General features: G+C 61.3%; 15 protein-coding genes. 9 read left to right on the plus strand and 6 right to left on the minus strand.

Annotated features, from left to right (window positions below):
* Positions 1-133: 133 nt before the first annotated feature.
* The 4 genes from NG895_RS23340 (at position 134) to NG895_RS23355 (ending at position 6,069) form a co-directional block, all read left to right on the plus strand.
* Positions 134-1,348, plus strand: a complete 1,215-nt coding sequence (locus NG895_RS23340; RefSeq protein ID WP_252854956.1) for a PP2C family protein-serine/threonine phosphatase — start codon at positions 134-136, stop codon at positions 1,346-1,348.
* A 201-nt stretch (positions 1,349-1,549) separates the two neighbouring features.
* A complete protein-coding gene (locus NG895_RS23345) occupies positions 1,550-2,731 on the plus strand; it encodes an LptF/LptG family permease (protein WP_252854957.1) in 1,182 nt (393 codons plus the stop codon).
* Positions 2,732-2,932: 201 nt separating this feature from the next.
* Entirely contained in the window at positions 2,933-4,618 is a 1,686-nt protein-coding gene (locus NG895_RS23350; RefSeq protein ID WP_252854958.1) for a sensor histidine kinase, read from the plus strand.
* Positions 4,619-4,686: 68 nt separating this feature from the next.
* Positions 4,687-6,069: a sigma-54-dependent transcriptional regulator gene (locus NG895_RS23355; protein ID WP_425267250.1), complete on the plus strand. Its 1,383-nt coding sequence runs from the start codon at positions 4,687-4,689 to the stop codon at positions 6,067-6,069.
* A 616-nt stretch (positions 6,070-6,685) separates the two neighbouring features.
* On the opposite strand, the gene lexA is transcribed toward NG895_RS23355, so the two are convergent.
* Positions 6,686-7,285, minus strand: a complete 600-nt coding sequence (gene lexA / locus NG895_RS23360; protein WP_252854959.1) for a transcriptional repressor LexA — start codon at positions 7,283-7,285, stop codon at positions 6,686-6,688.
* Between the two features lie 317 nt (positions 7,286-7,602).
* Here lexA and NG895_RS23365 point away from each other — a divergent pair, with 317 nt between their 5' ends.
* The 5 genes from NG895_RS23365 (at position 7,603) to proB (ending at position 13,520) form a co-directional block, all read left to right on the plus strand.
* Entirely contained in the window at positions 7,603-9,138 is a 1,536-nt protein-coding gene (locus NG895_RS23365) for a trypsin-like peptidase domain-containing protein (protein ID WP_252854960.1), read from the plus strand.
* Complete coding sequence (locus tag NG895_RS23370; RefSeq protein ID WP_252854961.1) at positions 9,135-10,280, plus strand: S1C family serine protease; 1,146 nt, start codon at positions 9,135-9,137, stop codon at positions 10,278-10,280. Before NG895_RS23365 ends, NG895_RS23370 begins: the two co-directional genes overlap by 4 nt.
* A gap of 88 nt (positions 10,281-10,368) precedes the next feature.
* Positions 10,369-11,772: a WD40 repeat domain-containing protein gene (locus NG895_RS23375; protein WP_252854962.1), complete on the plus strand. Its 1,404-nt coding sequence runs from the start codon at positions 10,369-10,371 to the stop codon at positions 11,770-11,772.
* Between the two features lie 175 nt (positions 11,773-11,947).
* On the plus strand, positions 11,948-12,250 hold the full coding sequence (locus tag NG895_RS23380) for a putative quinol monooxygenase (RefSeq protein WP_252855016.1): 303 nt from the start codon (positions 11,948-11,950) through the stop codon (positions 12,248-12,250).
* A 115-nt stretch (positions 12,251-12,365) separates the two neighbouring features.
* A complete protein-coding gene (gene proB, locus NG895_RS23385) occupies positions 12,366-13,520 on the plus strand; it encodes a glutamate 5-kinase (RefSeq protein WP_252854963.1) in 1,155 nt (384 codons plus the stop codon).
* Between the two features lie 39 nt (positions 13,521-13,559).
* Here the strand turns inward: proB and NG895_RS23390 are convergent, their stop codons facing one another.
* From NG895_RS23390 to NG895_RS23410, 5 genes are all read right to left on the minus strand, one after another.
* Positions 13,560-14,033: a type II toxin-antitoxin system VapC family toxin gene (locus NG895_RS23390; RefSeq protein WP_252854964.1), complete on the minus strand. Its 474-nt coding sequence runs from the start codon at positions 14,031-14,033 to the stop codon at positions 13,560-13,562.
* The gene (locus NG895_RS23395) at positions 14,030-14,284 is read right to left on the minus strand and encodes a ribbon-helix-helix domain-containing protein (protein WP_252854965.1); all 255 of its coding nucleotides are present in this window, start codon (positions 14,282-14,284) and stop codon (positions 14,030-14,032) included. Before NG895_RS23395 ends, NG895_RS23390 begins: the two co-directional genes overlap by 4 nt.
* Positions 14,285-14,334: 50 nt before the next feature.
* A complete protein-coding gene (locus tag NG895_RS23400; protein WP_252854966.1) occupies positions 14,335-15,294 on the minus strand; it encodes a CNNM domain-containing protein in 960 nt (319 codons plus the stop codon).
* The gene (locus NG895_RS23405) at positions 15,291-16,583 is read right to left on the minus strand and encodes a CNNM domain-containing protein (protein ID WP_252854967.1); all 1,293 of its coding nucleotides are present in this window, start codon (positions 16,581-16,583) and stop codon (positions 15,291-15,293) included. Before NG895_RS23405 ends, NG895_RS23400 begins: the two co-directional genes overlap by 4 nt.
* 201 nt (positions 16,584-16,784) lie before the next feature.
* Complete coding sequence (locus tag NG895_RS23410) at positions 16,785-17,063, minus strand: hypothetical protein (protein WP_252854968.1); 279 nt, start codon at positions 17,061-17,063, stop codon at positions 16,785-16,787.
* Positions 17,064-17,141: the final 78 nt, after the last annotated feature.

A 17,141-nucleotide genomic window follows, 5' to 3' on the forward strand; every position in this document is an offset into this window, starting at 1 on the left:
CCCCACCGTGCTCAGCCCCTGCGTTTAGGGCAAAAAAGTGGTTCGCTATCACTTCGCACGTCAAGCGGTTAAAATGCTAGGTGGCAGCCCGGTCCCTGCTCGTCCGCCATCCCGTGACCTTTTCCCAACCTCAATGGCTATCCCTAAGACAACGTCTCCCGATGCGAGCACCTTTGAGGTGAACCATGCAGCCCTGTCGGATCTGGGCATGCGCCGGGCGAATAACCAGGATGCCATGGCCGTGGCCGAGGCCGACGAGCAGCAGTTCCAGGTGCGGGGGCACTTCTACATGGTGGCCGACGGCATGGGAGCCCACGCGGCCGGCGAACTCGCCAGCAAGTTGGCCGTCGACAACGTACCGCACACCTATCACAAGCTTCGTTCGCTGACACCGCCGGCCGCCTTGCGCCAAGCCGTACATAAGGCGAACAAGCTGATCTTCGACAAGGGGCAGTCGGCCGCCGAATTCAACGGCATGGGCACCACCTGCAGTTGCCTGGTGCTGTTGCCCAATGCCGCGCTGATTGCCCATGTGGGCGATAGCCGCGTCTATCGCTTGCGCTGCAACGACCTGGAGCAACTGACATTCGATCACAGCCTGGTGTGGGAAATGGCGGCCGCCAGCGATACGGCCGACGAAAACGTGCCAGCCTGCATCCCCAAGAACGTGATCACTCGCTCGCTGGGGCCGCACCCGATGGTGAACGTCGACCTGGAAGGACCATACGACGTTTGTCCCGGCGACAAATTCCTGCTGTGCAGCGACGGGCTGACCGGCGTGGTGGATAACGATCTGATGGCCACGCTGCTGGCGTGTCTCGAGCCCGACGAAGCGGCCGCCACGTTGGTGGATATCGCCAACCTGCGAGGTGGGCCCGACAACATAACCGTGATCGTGGCCAAGGTGTCGGGCGACAATACCGCGGTTTGCGCCGACAATGGCAAGCCACCCTGCTGCGGCGGCGACAACGACCGCGGATGGCTCGGCAAGCTGTTCGGCTGGATGTTCGGTGCCGCCGCCGGGCCGCAAGCGTACCACGAACTGGGCGGTCCTTACGGTAACGGTCCGTACCGCCATTACGAAAGCCATCCGACCACGACGGCCGTCGAAATGGCCGGACTGTGTCGCGAGTTGGGCGAACTCGAGCACGTCGAGCACTCGCCGCTGGCCGGTTGCGACGGCATCAACTGGTCGGCGTTCCACGAGCAATGCTCCCAGGGCCAGCAGGCCAGCGATGCCAAGGAGCCCACCCGGGCCATCCAGCTCTACGCCAAGGCGATTCGTACGCTGATGGAAGAGGTCCGGCGTCACGACGCCACCGCGGCCAGCGAAGATAGCGTGGTGTAAATCACTATCGCCGCCGGCAGTGCTAGCACGCCCGGAACTGTCGTTTGCTAACTTGCCCCGGCCTGCTACAGTTCCGCCAGCACTTCTATCTTGGAAGTTCCTCAAGAGAAGCTGGTGGTTGCTTTATCCCACAAATGGATAAGTGACGAAGTTACTCTTAAGTCGTCCCGTAGTGTTCCCTTTTGCGTTGGTGCCCCGGCTGTGCGCATCCTCACCAAGTACGTCCTCGGCGAACTGCTCAAAGTGTTCTTTATCACGCTCGGCGTGATGACGCTGATGATGTTCGTCGGTTTGTTGGGCAAGCAGGCCGTGGACGTGGGGCTGGGACTCGGCGGACTGCTGCAACTGACGCCGTATATCCTGCCCGAAGCCATGCAGTTCACGCTGCCTGGCGCATTGCTGCTGGCCGTCACCGGCGTGTACGGCCGCATTGCCAGCTCCAACGAACTGGTGGCCGTCAAATCGATGGGCATCTCGCCCATGGTGCTGGTCTGGCCCACGCTGGTGTTGTCGGTGCTGGTGAGCTTTACCGGCGTGTGGCTCAACGACCTGGCTGTTTCGTGGGGACGTCGCGGACAGGACCGCGTGATCCTCGAGTCGATGGAAGCCATCGCCTATGGCCAGCTACGCACGCGGGGCAGCTTCGAATATCGGGACTTCACGATGCACGTTGCAGGCGTGGAAGGGCGGACGTTAATCGGACCTCAGATCCTGATCAAACACCCTGGCGAAGTGCCCGAAGGAATCACGGCCGAGACGGCAGAGTTCACCGCCGATACCGAGAACGGCAAGCTTGCCATCCGGATGCGGAATCCAGAAGTCGAGGGGCGGGTCTTTCGCGGCTATCAGCCTGGTGTGTTCCAGCAGGAATGGCCACTGGATGAACTGCTGGACCTCAAGCGGAGGCATCGCAGCCCATCGGACTACGCCCTGGCCGAAATTGGCGATGCCAAGCAGGAAGAGCAGGAAACCATTCGCAAGGTGCAGCAGGACATGAGCACCGAAGCGGCCTTCGCTATGCTGACGGGCGAGTTCGACCAGCTTTCGGACGACGCCTGGCGGTCGCAGGATCGGGTGATTCGCAACTCAGAAAACCGCCTGAACCGTTTTTACACCGAGCCTTACCGGCGGTGGTCGAACGGCTTCAGTTGCCTGGCGTTTGTCGCCGTGGGCATACCGGTGGCCGTGTGGCTCCGCAAAGGGGAGATGCTGGCCAGCTTCTTCGCCTGTTTCCTGCCAATTCTACTGGTCTACTATCCGATGCTCATCGGCACCGTCGAGGCCGCCAAAAAGGGGAACCTGCCCCCGCAATGCGTCTGGCTGGGTAACATCGTGTTGCTGATAGTGGGCGCCTATTTGATGCGCAAGGAAGTCCGGCACTAACGGGTGGTGAACGACCGATCGTCTTCGTAGCCGGGTTTGCAAGAACTCGGACTGTCATGGAGCGCACCGAATTCTTGCGAATCCGGCTACCGGCTCTTTGCTAGCACTCGCTCAATCTATCTTGCCGCGGCTTGGCGAACGTTGGTAGACTTCCACTTGTGTGGACTCACGGACGAGTCCTCGACGCGTTATACGTGGGCGATGCCCGGAACCATCGCCACGCTCGTCGCTGCGACAAGGAGGTCGCCGTTGATCTCGCACTGGCCGATTCGCCTGAAACTTCGCGTAGGACTCGGCTTGATGGCCGTAAGTCTCTGCTTGCTGTTCGGGGCTGCGCTGTATGGTCTGTACGCCTACCGTGGCCTGGTGAAGAGCCTCAGCGCCCGCTCGCAAGAACTGCCGTTGGCGGACGAGCTGAGTGTGCACGTGGGCAACCTGCGGGTAATCCTGGCCGAGGCCAAGCAGCGGATCAACAGCCATAACGAAATCGAGTTCGGTACCTTCGAGCCGCTGGCCAATTCAGGGTTAACGGACAAATTAACCGCCAAGAACGAAACCCAACTGGCGGTGTTCCGCGAAAGATATCGCCAGGAGTTCGATGAGTTCATCATCACCCTGGCCGCTTATTGCGATCGCCTGGACGCCAACAGCCGGCGAGCCGGCGCCCGCATTGGCGACGACCAGGCCGAGCGAGCCACCATTAAGCAAATCCGCGCCGTGCTCGACCAGTTGGAGAAGGACCATCCACTGGAAGACTGGGTGCACGACGACCTCAGTTCGCTGGAAGAGAAGATCGATCGCTTGCGGCAACTGGCCGGCGAACTGCCGAGCCACTTGCGCAAACGATTGCAGCGTCTGGCCGGCGAAGTGCGAACGCAGTATCGCCTGGCGATTCCGCTGGCGTGGGTCACGTTCCTGCTGTCCGCCCTGGTGATGGGCATGGCGATTGTCGTGTTCCGCAAGACGATCGCGCGGCCCCTTCACATTCTGGTGGCCGGTTCGCGACGGGTCGCGGCGGGCGATTTTCAGCATCGCATCGCCCTCGACACCCGCGACGAGATGGGCGAGTTGGCCGTGGCCATGAACGACATGACGGCGCGGTTCCAAGAAACCCGCGACGACCTCGATCGCCAGGTGCAGGACCGCACCCGCGAGGTCGTGCGCAGCGAACAACTGGCCAGCGTCGGGTTCCTGGCCGCCGGCGTCGCGCATGAGATCAACAACCCGCTGGCGTCGATCGCCCTGTGCAGCGAGTCGCTTGAGGGGCGAGTCAAGCAAATCTTCAGCGACGATGGCGGCGAGCCGAGTCCGGAACGGGCCGTCGTGATCAGCTACCTGGAGATGATTCAGAAGGAAGCGTTCCGCTGCAAGCAGATCACCGAGAAGCTGCTCGATTTCTCCCGCATGGGCGACTCGCAGCGGCACGCCACGGAGCTTCGCGACCTGGTGGCTGGTGTGATTGAGATGCTGCAGCATCTGGGACGTTACAACAACAAACACGTCCGGCTGGAGCCGGGCGAGCCCGTGATTGCCGACGTCAATCCGCAGGAAATGAAACAGGTGGTGCTGAACCTGATCACCAATGGGCTGGACAGCCTGGACGAAGGTGGCGAGGTGACCGTCGCCGTCGAACGAGTGGGCAACGAAGCCCGCATCGTGGTCCGCGACCAGGGTTGCGGTATGACCGAGGAAGTCATCAAGCACCTGTTCGAGCCGTTCTTTACCCGCCGACGGGGAGGGCAGGGGACCGGGCTCGGACTGTCGATTACCTACCGAATTGTCAACGAACACGGCGGCCGCATCATCGCCACCAGCGAAGGCCTGAACCAGGGTTCGCAGTTCATTGTGACGCTGCCCGCCACCACCATGGTCGGCCAAGCAGCCTGAACCGCGACACCAACCTCAAATCACTCCCAATAGCTAGCGCCTAATTCCCAATGCCTCCCACTGCCAATATGAAATCTGAAGACAAACCTCAAGGGCTGACGATGTTGTTCGCGGACGACGAGCGTTCGCTGCAAGAGATCATGAAGCTCGAACTGCCGCTGATGGGCCACCGGGTCACAGTATGCCCCGATGGATTGACTGCCGCGGCGGCGTTGGAAAAGGACAACTTCGACTGCATTCTGGTCGACCTCGACATGCCCGGCATGAGCGGCATCGACGTGATCGCCAAGGCCAAGCAGTTGTGCCCCAGCACCGAGGCCATCGTGCTCACCGGCAAGGGCACGGTCGATACGGCCATTGCCGCCTTGCGGCACGGTGCGTTCGACTACCTGACCAAACCCTGCACGATGGTCGAGCTGGAAGCATTGCTCAAACGCGTGCAGGACAAACGCGAACTGACCAACAAGTACTATGCGTTGGTACATCGGCTGAAGAACATCGAGGGCACGCCCAAGCTGATTGGCGACACGCCCGGCATGAAGCAGGTGCAGACGATGATCGCCAAGGTGGCGCCGACCGATTCGACCGTGCTGATCCTCGGCGAGACCGGCACCGGCAAGGAACTGGTCGCCCGCGCGGTGCACGAAAACAGCACGCGGGCCGGTAAGCCCTTTGTCGCCGTGAACTGTGGCGCACTGCCAGAGACATTGATCGAGAGCGAACTGTTCGGCCACGCCAAGGGTTCGTTCACCGGTGCGGACGACCATCGTACCGGTTTGTTCGAAGTGGCCACCGGCGGCACCATCTTCCTGGACGAAATTGGCGAGCTGCCCAAGAGCATGCAGGCCAAGCTGCTGCGAGTATTGGAGAGTCGCGAGATCCGCCGCGTGGGTGAAAACAAGACCGTGATGGTCGACGTCCGCGTGGTGTGCGCGACGCACCGCAACCTGGAAGAGATGGTGGCCGAGGAAGAGTTCCGCGAAGACTTGATGTACCGCATCAACACGTTCGAGATTCACCTGCCGTCGCTCCGCGAACGGATCGACGACATTCCCCAACTGGCCGGCCACCTGCTACGGCGGTTCCGTCCCTCGGGCAAGGCGTTCGATCACGAACTGACCGACGGCGCGGTGCAGGCGCTCAAGGCTCATGTGTGGCCCGGCAACGTCCGCGAACTGGCCAATGTGATCGAGCACGCCACGATTCTGTGCGATGCGGGTCCCATCGACACCGAGCACCTGCCGCAGCACTTCAACCGTCGCCAACTTAGCGGCGGCGCCAAGTCGCAGTTGGGGCCGATGACTTTGCGCGAGCTGGAAATGGAAGCCATCCACCAATCGCTCGACCGTCACGCAGGCAACAAGCCGAAGGCCGCCGAAGAGCTCGGCATCAGCCTCAAGACGCTTTACAACAAGCTGAACCAAAGCAGCGGACTGGAGAAGTCGGCATAGTCTTGGTGCTTGGCGGCGCTAGATCAGTCGCGGATTCGCACGGATTTTGGCGGATAGACGCGGATCGGAGGTCGGCTACGCGTCAATCCAGTGGAGACCGCCTCCGCCGAAATCGCAAGTCTTGTGAAACGACTTCGCACCGCTGAGTGCTGTGTCCACATCTAGAATCCAGTGGCTGGGATAATCTCCCACTTGGCCACCGACTAACAACTACTCGTCCCGACTATTGCTCTCTTGTTGGTAAATGGCTGTCGGAAATCGCTCGTTATTGATCGAGCCTGTAACGAGATTGCGGTCGTTCCCTCCGCCACCTGCCAATCATGTTTCAAGATTGGCCGTGTGGGGTATCAGATACAGATCGTTACGACTCTGTTCGTCTGGTTCTCGAATCGCCTTGGCAACGTGCTCCCAAGTGGGGTTGGATTTGTCGTTGCTACGGAGGCGGGGACCATCCCAAACACAAACGGTGAGAAGTTCAACGGCCACAGTTTATTCCCGGCCGCCTGTCCAAGCGTGTTGGTGAGACAATGAATTGCGTTCCACTCTGATCCGCGCGAATCCGCCAGGATCCGCGCCAATCCGCGTCTAATTCAGAACCACCGCACAGAGTTCGAGCCTACAGCTTGCGGATCACACCGGTAACGACGCCCAGCACCTGCACGTCGCGGGCGTAGATGGGTTTCATGCTGCTGTTGGCCGGTTGCAGACGGACACGGTTCGATTCGGGGAACCAGTACTTTAGTGTCGCATCGCCTTCGCCGGTTTGGGCGACGACGATGTCTCCCTTGTGGGCCGTGCGGGCCTTGCGGCAGATGACAATGTCGCCGTCGGCGATTTGGGCCTCGATCATCGAGTCGCCCTTCACTCGCAGGGCGAAGTGGGCCTTCTTGGGCGGGAACCAATCGTCAAAGTCGAACCGTTCGGCATCTTCGATAGCTTCGGTAAGGCTACCAGCGGCAATTTGCCCTACCAGCGGCAGGCCCTGCTCGGCCAGCACGGCTTCGGACAACTGAATGGCCCGCGACATGTTCGGTTCGCGGTGAATGAGCCCCTTTTTTTCCAGGGCTTTCAGGTGGCACATCACCCCGTTAGGCGAGGCGATCTCAAAGTAGTCGCCAATCTCGCGGACCGTCGGACCGTACCCCCGATTCTCGATCTTGTCCTTAATGAACTCGAAAACTTCTTTCTGACGCGGGGTTAGATGATCCAGCAGCATGATGGGAATCGCCTTTGGGGCTGGGTGGTTTGGGCTAGTTTTATGGCGCGATCCGGTAGGATTTCCGCACCCGGCTGACTAAACTGAACACGGTGCGGCACACGGTAACCCGCCATAATTGGGTGGGGGGTAAACGGCCGCCCAGGTATTGAATTATGTACAGTATGTAATATACGGGCGTACATTTTCAAGAGCAAGGCTTTGTTTTTTACCACAAATTCTGTAGCTCGCCGTTTGTCCCACCTTGCTGGCAGTCATAGAATTGCCGCAGACCACCCCGCCGATCCCCCTTTCTGATGTTCTGTTGGAGCCTCCCGATGAAATGGAGTCCGTTGTTTACGGCGCTGCTTATCGCTGTTGCGCTGCCGCTATCGGCCACTGGTGTGCTGGCCCAGGAGCCCGCCGCCCCGCAGGCCGAGAAGCAGCAGCCCGAAATACAGCAAGCCCCGGATACTCCGCCGCAGGAAGAGCCCCAACCCGAAGCCGACCAACCCGCGCCTGAAGAGTCCGCGCCATCTAAGCCGGATGAACCAAAGCCGGAAGAGTCGAAGCCTGAAGAATCCAAGCCGACGGAGCCTAAAGCCGAAGAGCCCAAGCCCGAGGAAGACACACCCGAAGAAGACAAACCAGCCGAAGACAAACCAGCCGAAGACAAACCAGCCGAAGACAAACCAGCCGAAGACAAACCAGCCGAGCCGGAAAAGAAAGCGGAAGAGAAGGGAGACGAGAGCGAGGAAGGCAAACCACAGAAGAGCGACGAAGAAGACACTGACAAGGAGCCTGGCGAGGACAAAGACGGCGAAAGCGAAAAGACTGACGAAGAGAAGGCCAAGCAGGCAGAGTACAAGCCAGTTGAGTGGGACGAGGAAGTCGAGAAGGTCCTCACGCAGCGGTATCCCAAGAACACTTCCGACCTGAAGGTCATTCAGAAGCAGACGCAGCGGGTAATCGACCATGTCCGCCCGGCCGTGGTGTCGGTTCGCGTTGGCGCGGCATTTGGCAGCGCTGTGATCGTTAGTCCCGACGGCCTAGTGTTGACGGCGGGTCATGTGGTGGGCAAACCGGGAATGCCGGTTACTTTCATCTTCGAAGACGGATCGACCGCCCGTGGCAAGACGCTCGGCATGTTCCGCGAAATCGACAGCGGTATGATGAAGATTACCGACCCAGGTCCGTGGCCCTATGTGAAGATGGCCGAGGAGAACAACCTGAAGACCGGTGAGTGGGTGGTGGTGATGAGCCATCCCGGTGGTTTCGATCCCGAGCGAACTCCGCCCGTGCGATTAGGACGTGTGCTGTTTGCCAACGACCGGGTGATCAGCACCGACTGCACGCTGGTGGGTGGCGACTCGGGCGGGGCGTTGTTCAACATGCATGGCGACGTGGTCGGCATCAACAGCCGTATCGGCCGCCGGATTACCGACAACTTCCACGTACCGATCGGCACTTATCACGACACCTGGGACCGCTTGGTGGCAGGCGAGTCGTGGGGCGCTCCGCTGGGTGGAACCGAAGAACAAGCCGAGGCACGGCCCTTGTTGGGCGCCGCTGGCAACCCCAACGAACCCGAATGCAAGCTGTCGCAAGTATTCCCAGGCATGCCCGCCGATCGCGCTGGCTTGAAGGTGGGAGACATCGTCCGTTCGTTCAATGGGGAAGAGGTCGGCACATTCGACGACCTCAGCAAGAAGGTTTACAGTTGCCAGCCGGGCGATACGATCAAGCTGCTGATCGCTCGCGGCGAAGAGACAAAGGACGTGGAGCTTCGCCTGGGGGTGGCACGCACGCCGCTGCCGGGTAGCGCCGATATGCCGAAAGATCTGAAGTCGAAGGAGAAAGGGCAAAAGTCATGAAGCAGTGGAATGTTTCTTTCGGTTGGTTATGGGCCGCGTCTACGCTATTGGCCCTCGGTGCAAATGCATCGAGCCTGGCCCAGGAACGCGATCCGTTGCAGCAAGCTGGCGAAGCGTTTCGCAACGCCATGCAGCGGGTGATGATCCCGACCTCGAGTTTGACCGACGGTCCGCAGGTGCGGCGGGCGTTTCGCGACGCCGTGGCCGAGGCGGCGGATGCAACGGTCTACGTTCGTTCCGATGACAAACAGGTCGCCCTGGGGGGCATCGTGGGGAGCGATGGCTGGGTGATCACCAAGGCCGACGAACTGCAGGGCCCCGTGACCTGCAAGCTGAAAGACGGCCGCGAATTCGACGCCCGCGTGGTGGGGATCGATCGGGCGTACGACATGGCGATGCTGAAGATCGACGCCAAGGGATTGCCGGTGCTGAACCTGAAACGCGACGACGACGCCGAAGTGGGCGAGTGGGTTGCCACCGTAGCGGCGGCTCGCGATCCCGTGGCGATTGGCATCGTGGCGGTCGACACGCGGCGCATTCGCCCCCAGCGCGGCTGGCTCGGCATCCAGATGGATACCCAGCGCAACGAACCACGTATCGCCCTGGTATACGAGGGCTCGGCGGCCGAAGCCGCGGGCTTGTTGGTGAACGATCTGATCGTGGAGATCAACGAAGAGGAAACGCCCACCCGCGAAGCGCTGGTTCGCGTGATTGGCAAGTACACCGCGGGCGACGTGATTGAAGTGGAAGTGCTGCGAGGCAAGGAGCGGGTATCCATCAAGGCAGCGCTCACTCCGCCGGTTCGCGGCATGCCCAACGATCGCCGGATGATGCAAAACAGCCTGGGCAGCAAACTGAGCAATCGCCGGTTTGGCTTCGACCAGGCCTTCCAGCACGACACGGTGCTGAAGCCGGTCGACTGCGGTGGCCCATTGGTCGATCTGGAAGGTCGTGTCGTGGGATTCAACATTGCCCGCAGCGGCCGCACCGAGAGCTACGCCATTCCGGCCAATGTTGCGATTACGCGATTCTACGATCTAATGTCGGGCAACCTTTCGCCGGCCGAGGTGCCGGTGGACGATCCGCAGCCGGAGCCTTCGGAAGACGATGAGAAGGTGAAGGAAGAAGCGGCGGCCGAGTAATCCCGCCGGCTGTAACTTAGTGAGCGGTCCAGGCCTGCCTGCTCGAACTGTAATTGGACTCGATGGAGTTCTTTGGGGGGGAGGGGGCGTGGAGCAGCAGCCAGTCCGGCGTTTTCGTTTCAGGTGGCCACGTTTCCGGTTCGGTACGCGGACACTGTTCATCCTCTTCACGCTGCTGTCGGTCGGTATCGGCTGGGGCAGTTTGCACTTCTATCGTAACTACCGCCACGATCGGGCGATGGCCGCTATTCGCGAAGTGGGCGGGCGGATTGCCGGCGAAGCCGACGGAAAAGTCGAGCGGGTTTACCTCCGCAATCCCGACATCGACGACGCAAAGCTCATCGAGCTGCTGGCCCATCTGCGCTACGTCCGCGGCATGGAGGAACTCGACCTGGTCGAGTTGCCGATCACCGACGAAGTGGCGCAGCAGTTCTACGGCCTCCCTCGGCTCCAGCGACTGTACCTGTACCAGACCGATCTGTCGGCCCAAGCGGTGGAGCGAATCGCCAAAGCCCTGCCGCACGTGGAAGTGAAGCTCGACAAGCCTGATCCCGTGGCGTCGGGGCTGGCCAAGACCACCATCTACCGGCACGCCATCATGTCGCTGGCCGTGAGTTTCGATGGCACGCAGTTTGTCACCGGTAGCGGCGATGGAACGCTCCGCTGGTGGTCGATCCACAATTTGACCGACCCCGATATCATTGCTGCCCACAAGACGTGGACATTCGCCGCGGCCTATCACCCCGATGGCAAGCGGCTCGTAACGGGAGGTGGCGACAACATGATTCGCGTGTGGGACATCCAGACGCACCAGCAGCTTGCCGAGCTCGCCGGTCATGACGACGATGTCCATGCGCTCGGTTTCTCGCCCGACGGCGCGGAGCTCTACTCGGCCGGCGACGACATGACTCTGCGAAGTTGGAACTTGAACGATCCCGCATACGCCGCCGAAGTCGTTGGCATGCACGACGAACAGATTCCTTGCCTGACGGTCGCTGGTGTGTCGGGTGAGGTGTTGACCGGCAGTCGCGACGAAACGATTGGGTGGTGGCGCCCCGACTCCGGCGAGCGGCTGCGGACTCTTGCCGACCATACCGGCGATGTAATGTCGCTGGCGCTCGATGCACAGCAGGGGGTGCTGGCCTCGGCCAGTTACGATGGCACGGTCCGAATCTGGGACCTGGCCAATGGGCGACCGCAACACGTGCTATCTGGTCACCAAGGTCGGGTATTCCATGTGGCCCTGGACTCGACAGGCAGTCGCCTTGCTTCCTCCGGCGAGGATGGTGTGCAGGTGTGGGACCTGGAGGCCGATGCGCCGCTGTTCGCGTATGCGGGAGCCCGGTACGTCTCGACCATCGCCTTTGCGAACGGCGACAACTGGCTGTTGGCCGCAGACGCCGAAGGGTTTGTGCACGTGATCGATACCCTTAGTGGCAAGCTCTATCGCAAGATGGCTACCGCTCGCGCCCACGGGGCAGGCACCCGTTGAACCGCGGCCGCCATCTGCTCTAATTGTTCGTGCAGCAGGAAGCGGTCAGCGATCGACTTCTGCGACCACGCTGACGGTGGACGATCCATAACCGGCAGGTCATTCCCGCGCCGTAGGAAGTCGTCCCCACTTGCCTTCACCCCCGCTATTGTTCAGGAGGTTTCCCTTGATACACGTGCTTGCCGCCCTCTCCACCGTTCCGGGTAAACGCGACGAGTTGATCGCCGCATTCAAAGAACTGGCCCCTAAGGTCCATGCCGAACAGGGCTGTATCGAGTACGCCACAGCCGTCGACATCGAGACATCCCTGGGCGCCCAGGAACCGCTGCGTCCCGACGTGCTGATGGTGGTCGAGAAGTGGGAGAGCATCGCCGCGCTCGAAGCCCATCTGGCGGCGCCGCACATGGAAGAGTTCCGCAACGCGATGAGCGAAGTGCTTACCGGCATTTCCCTGCAAGTGCTGCAACCCGCCGAGTAGAGCCTCATTGGTTCTCGCGAGGTCCGCGGCACGGAGCGTCCGTATCCCACGGCGCTACGAGCCACCCGATGAGCCCCGTATCATACCTACTCACCTACTCCCCCACCGTTCCCGCATGTCCACCCGTCGATCGATCGCTGAAGCTGCCGACACCCTGGTGGTGAAAGTTGGCACCCGCGTGCTGACCGGTTCGACCGGTGCGCTCGACCTGGATCGTGTGGCGGGGTTGGCCGATCAACTGGCGCAGATCACCGGTAGCGGGCGACGGGTGTTGCTGGTGAGCTCTGGTGCGGTGGGGGCGGGCATTGGTCGGTTGCGGCTCGAAACGCGTCCCAGCGACTTGTCGGAGTTGCAGGCGGTGGCCAGCGTGGGGCAGAGCTGTTTGATCGAGGCCTACAACCGCGCCCTCGAAAAACATGGTCGTCACGCCGCCCAAGTGCTGCTGACGGCCGACGACTTCAACGACCGTTCGCGGTATCTGAATGTGCGCAACACGCTGTTCGCCCTGTTCCGACTGGGGGCGGTGCCGATTGTCAACGAGAACGATGCGGTCCGGGTGGACGAACTGCAGCGCAGCTTCGGCGACAACGACCGCCTGGCGGCCATGGTGACCAATCTGCTTCGCGCGCCGCTGTTGGTGCTACTGTCGGACGTGCAGGGGGTGTACGACCTCGATGCTTCGACCGCCGACGAGAAGGTGGTGATCCCCGAGATCGACCTAACCGGCACCGCGGCCGATGGATTGGTGCGACCGGACGTCGCACCGCACCAGACGGGGCCGCAGCTCAGCATTGGCGGCATGCACAGCAAACTTGAAGCGGCTCGGTTGGTTACGGCGGCGGGCGACAGCGTGGTGATCGCCAGCGGCCGGCGTCCCAACGTGCTGCTCGATATACTGGCCGGGCACGAAATCGGCACTCTGGTCGTCGGCGCAGATGGTTCGACCAACTCGCGGAAGCGTTGGATCAGTGCGGCCGCTCGCTGCCACGGACGGTTAGTGGTCGACGCCGGCGCGGCTCGTGCGGTGTGCCAGCGCGGCAGCAGCCTGCTGGCCGTGGGCGTGACGCAAGTAGTGGGCGAATTCAACAAGGGCGACGCCGTGGTGATCGAAGATTCCAGCGGCCGCGAAATCGCCCGCGGCCTGACGAACTACACCTCGGCCGAGCTGCTGAAGATCGCTGGCCAGCAAGCCGACCGCATTGCCGAGCTGTTGGGTCATTGCCCGTATACCGAAGTGGTGCATCGGGATAATCTAGCGCTGGTGGGGTAAGGCTCCGACTGCGAATGCGATGATTCTATTCGCAAGCACTTACGGACCTGTCGGACCAAGTGCCATACCGCTCACGACATCGTCCGGGTGTACGATAGTTATCTCGGTGTAGCGGGTGAAGTCGCCCGTGTTGAACGTCAGCAGATGAGTGATGCGATGACGTAGCATGGCAGCGACGAGGCGGGCGTCGTGCGTGGGCTTGCCCTGGACCTGATGATCCTCCACCAGTTTTCTCCATTGTGCAAGAATCCCACGCTCATCGAGCAGGATCTTGAACAGAGGAAGTGCGAGGCGATCGACTTCCAGCACAGACTCTTCGGTGGAAAGCCCAAGTCCATTGGCCTGGAGTGGACGTGTAGCCACGGCCCAGAACTCGAAAATATTCTGAGGTACCAATACGCACACATGTCCCGCCAAACGGATAGCCTTTAGTGCTTGAACTGCCGTGGTGTGCATTCTGTCCTGAGGGTTTACCCAACGCGTCAGAATGTTGGTATCCAGCAGGACGTTCATAGCCCGCGGTCGCCATAGATCGATTCGCGGCTATCGTCCATATGAGGGTTCCCTGCGGTGCGCGAGGCCGTGATGCGGTCAAACTCCTTGACCCATTCCATCGGGGGGAGCACTCCAGATGCTGCTGTGTCCTCTGATTGCTCAACAAGCAGACGAATGGCTTCCCCGAGGGCGGCGTCTTCCGATTGGAAGCGACCCGTTGCTACTAGTTTGCGGAGAAGTTCTTCGTTTTGAGGGGAGAGTGAAGTCATGGCGGAATCCTTTTCCTCAATCATACCATGCTGGTCGTAGAGGGCCAAACTTACTCCGCCAACAGCGCCAGTTGCAGTCGCGCCAGGGTGACGTAGCCCACGGTCTGTTGTTTGCGATTCACGACCCGGGCGATGGGGGCATCGACGGCCAGCATGTGGGACAGCGTCGACAGGTACGGCATTCGCTCTTTCACTTCCGGCATTACGCGGGTGGGAAGCTGTGGGCCCTGCGCCAGGATGCAATCGCTCACTCGGACATACGAGCCCGCGATACGTTTACCTCGGTGAGTGTCTTCCACCGGCAGCAGGGTCTGGCCGGTGCGGCGGGCGATGGTTACCACTTCGTCGGGCGGAGTGTCCTCGGTGATCCGCGGGAATCGCGAAGCGGGTTCCACGAAGCCGGCGATCGACTGCGCGCCAAGCGAAATCGTGGCTTGGGCAATCGCCTGTTGCGTGGGCTTCAAAAGTCCCACGGCCTGACCTTCGTCGAGCAATTCGCCCAGCTCGCGACGGGCAAGCACCATCTGCCAGGGTTCAGGCGACTTGCGGCCGACCGTTTCCAGCAGCTTGTTGAACAGCCACAGGATGAAGCTGACCGGCGCAAACAGCAGGCCCGCCATGCCGAAGGGGATGCCGCAGTGGCGGAGCATGCGATTCGGGGCGGCCAGGAACACGTTTTTGGGGACCAGCTCGCCGTAGATGAAGATGACTGGGGTAAGCAACAGCGGCAACACCATGTCGGCCCGCGCCCAGCCGCTAAACCCGGCGTCGGCAATCATCACGATCGAGGCCGACACCACGTAGTTAGCCACGTTGTTGCCCACCAGCGCCGTGGCGACGAACACCGACGGATTGTTGGCCGCCCACAACAGCCCTCGGCTGATCCAGTCGCCGTCCAGCGCGTTGATCAGTAGCCGTGCGCGGTTCAGGCGATAGAAGCCCGTCTCCGACCCGCTGAAGAACGCGCTGAGCATCATGCCGACCACAAACAGGACGATGGCCACGGTCATATGCCACCTCCGTTCGGTGGTACATCATCGGTGCGACGTTGTTCGGGCAGTTTCTCGACCGTCGCTGTCAACACGCCGGGGCGGGGCGAGTCGGTTACCAAAAACCGGCAGTTGCCCCACAGCACTTCGTCGCCCGGTTGCGGCAACCGCTGCAGGTTCTCCTGCAGCATGCCGGCCACGGTGACACTCTTGGCGGTCGGCAGTTCGAGATTCAACTGCTTGGCAAGTCGCCGTAGCGTGATCGCCCCGTTGAGTTCAAATGTGCTATCGGGAAGTGGCTCGATGGATTGCGCGGCCGAACGCGACGTGACACGAATCGTCGGGTTCGCGAACAAGGCGTGCATCACGTCGTCCAAGGTAACGATGCCAATGGTTTCGCCCAGTTCGTTGATCACCACGGCCAAACCGCCGCGGCTGTTGCTCAGCACGTCCAAGGTCGCCGCGCCCGTGGCGCACCAGGGAACGTACGGCACGCGCTCGCACTCAGTCTCCAGGCGGTTGGTCGTCACCCCCGACAGCTGCGATAGCGGCATCGCCCGATCGAATTCTTCACTATCGGGCTCGGCGACCAGCAGATAATCACAGTTGGGGGGATTTTCGCGGAGGTCGTTCATCGACACCGGCGCGTGGTAAAAGGTAAGCCCCAGCCGCGGCCGCATCAGCTCTTCGGCTTCCATCTCCGACAGCGACACAATCTGGTGAAGCACCAATTCTTCATGATGCGCCATGGTCTTGTCGGGCGTGCTGAGCGAGATGGCTCGTTCGATGTCGCGGAGTTCGAGGTACGCCTCGCGCTCGAAGTTGGGCAGTAGCGTCCGCAGCGAAATGCGGTTGATGGCCTGCAGCGTGGGTAGCACGGGCATCAGCGCCCAAATCGATGCGGATAGCGGCAGACTAACGGCCGTCGACAGCCAGCGGGGCCACAGTACCGCCAGATTCTTGGGCAGCATTTCGCTGCACAAGATGATGGTCAGCAGTGCGCCAACGGTGAAACCGGCCGCCGCGCTGGCATGGCCATCTCGCTCCAGCGCCAGGCCAATCCGCGAGGCGATGGAGAAGTAACCCACGTTGATCACCAGGTTCCAGAACAGGATGCTGGTCAGCAGCCGCTCGGGAGTCGACAGCAGATGCACCACCCGCTTTTGCGCCCGATTGCCATGCACGAACCGTTCACGGTCGTCGCGAGTCAGGTAGAAGAGCGCCGCCTCGCTGGAGGAGAAAAACGCCGATCCGACCAGCAGCACCAGCATGGCTGCCAACAGCGGACCGAACTGGACAATCAGACTCACAGCGGCGGAGCAGGGGGGACCAAGGAGCGTTGGAGGTTAGCCGACGAAGTGGAGCACAGTCGTAAATGCAGGGCAATTCCTGGCTGACGAGCTGCCGACGGGGGCAACATAGTATAGTTTGCGGTGCGGTCGCATGTCAGGCTCAGATTTTGTCTCCCGTCTCGCGGCGAAGCCCTCGCGTGAGCTCAGTCGTTTGGGCGCTCAATCGCTGCATTTCTTTTCAATCCGCGCCCCGAGCTTACCGCACGCCAGCCCCAGGACGAACGCCACCACGGCCGGCGGCAGGGCCAGCATCCACCAGGCAAGACTGAGAGCTACTACCGTCAGCGCGGTAGCCGAGAGGAAGCCGACGAGGCATGCCAGGCACCAACGCTGCAGCCGCAGTACCTCCGCATCCTTTGATGGCCACATCAGCCCCGCCACGCCCTGAAGAACGCCCATTGCGGGCTGGAAGACGGTCTCGGCGAGGAAGTCGAGCATGAAAATTCCCTGGCAAGCGGGTTCACGTAGTGGGAGTTGTCACCATGCAGACTTCGTTCACCACTGCGGATTCTTGCC

Source organism: Aeoliella straminimaris, assembly GCF_024054565.1.
Lineage (GTDB): Bacteria > Planctomycetota > Planctomycetia > Pirellulales > Lacipirellulaceae > Aeoliella > Aeoliella straminimaris.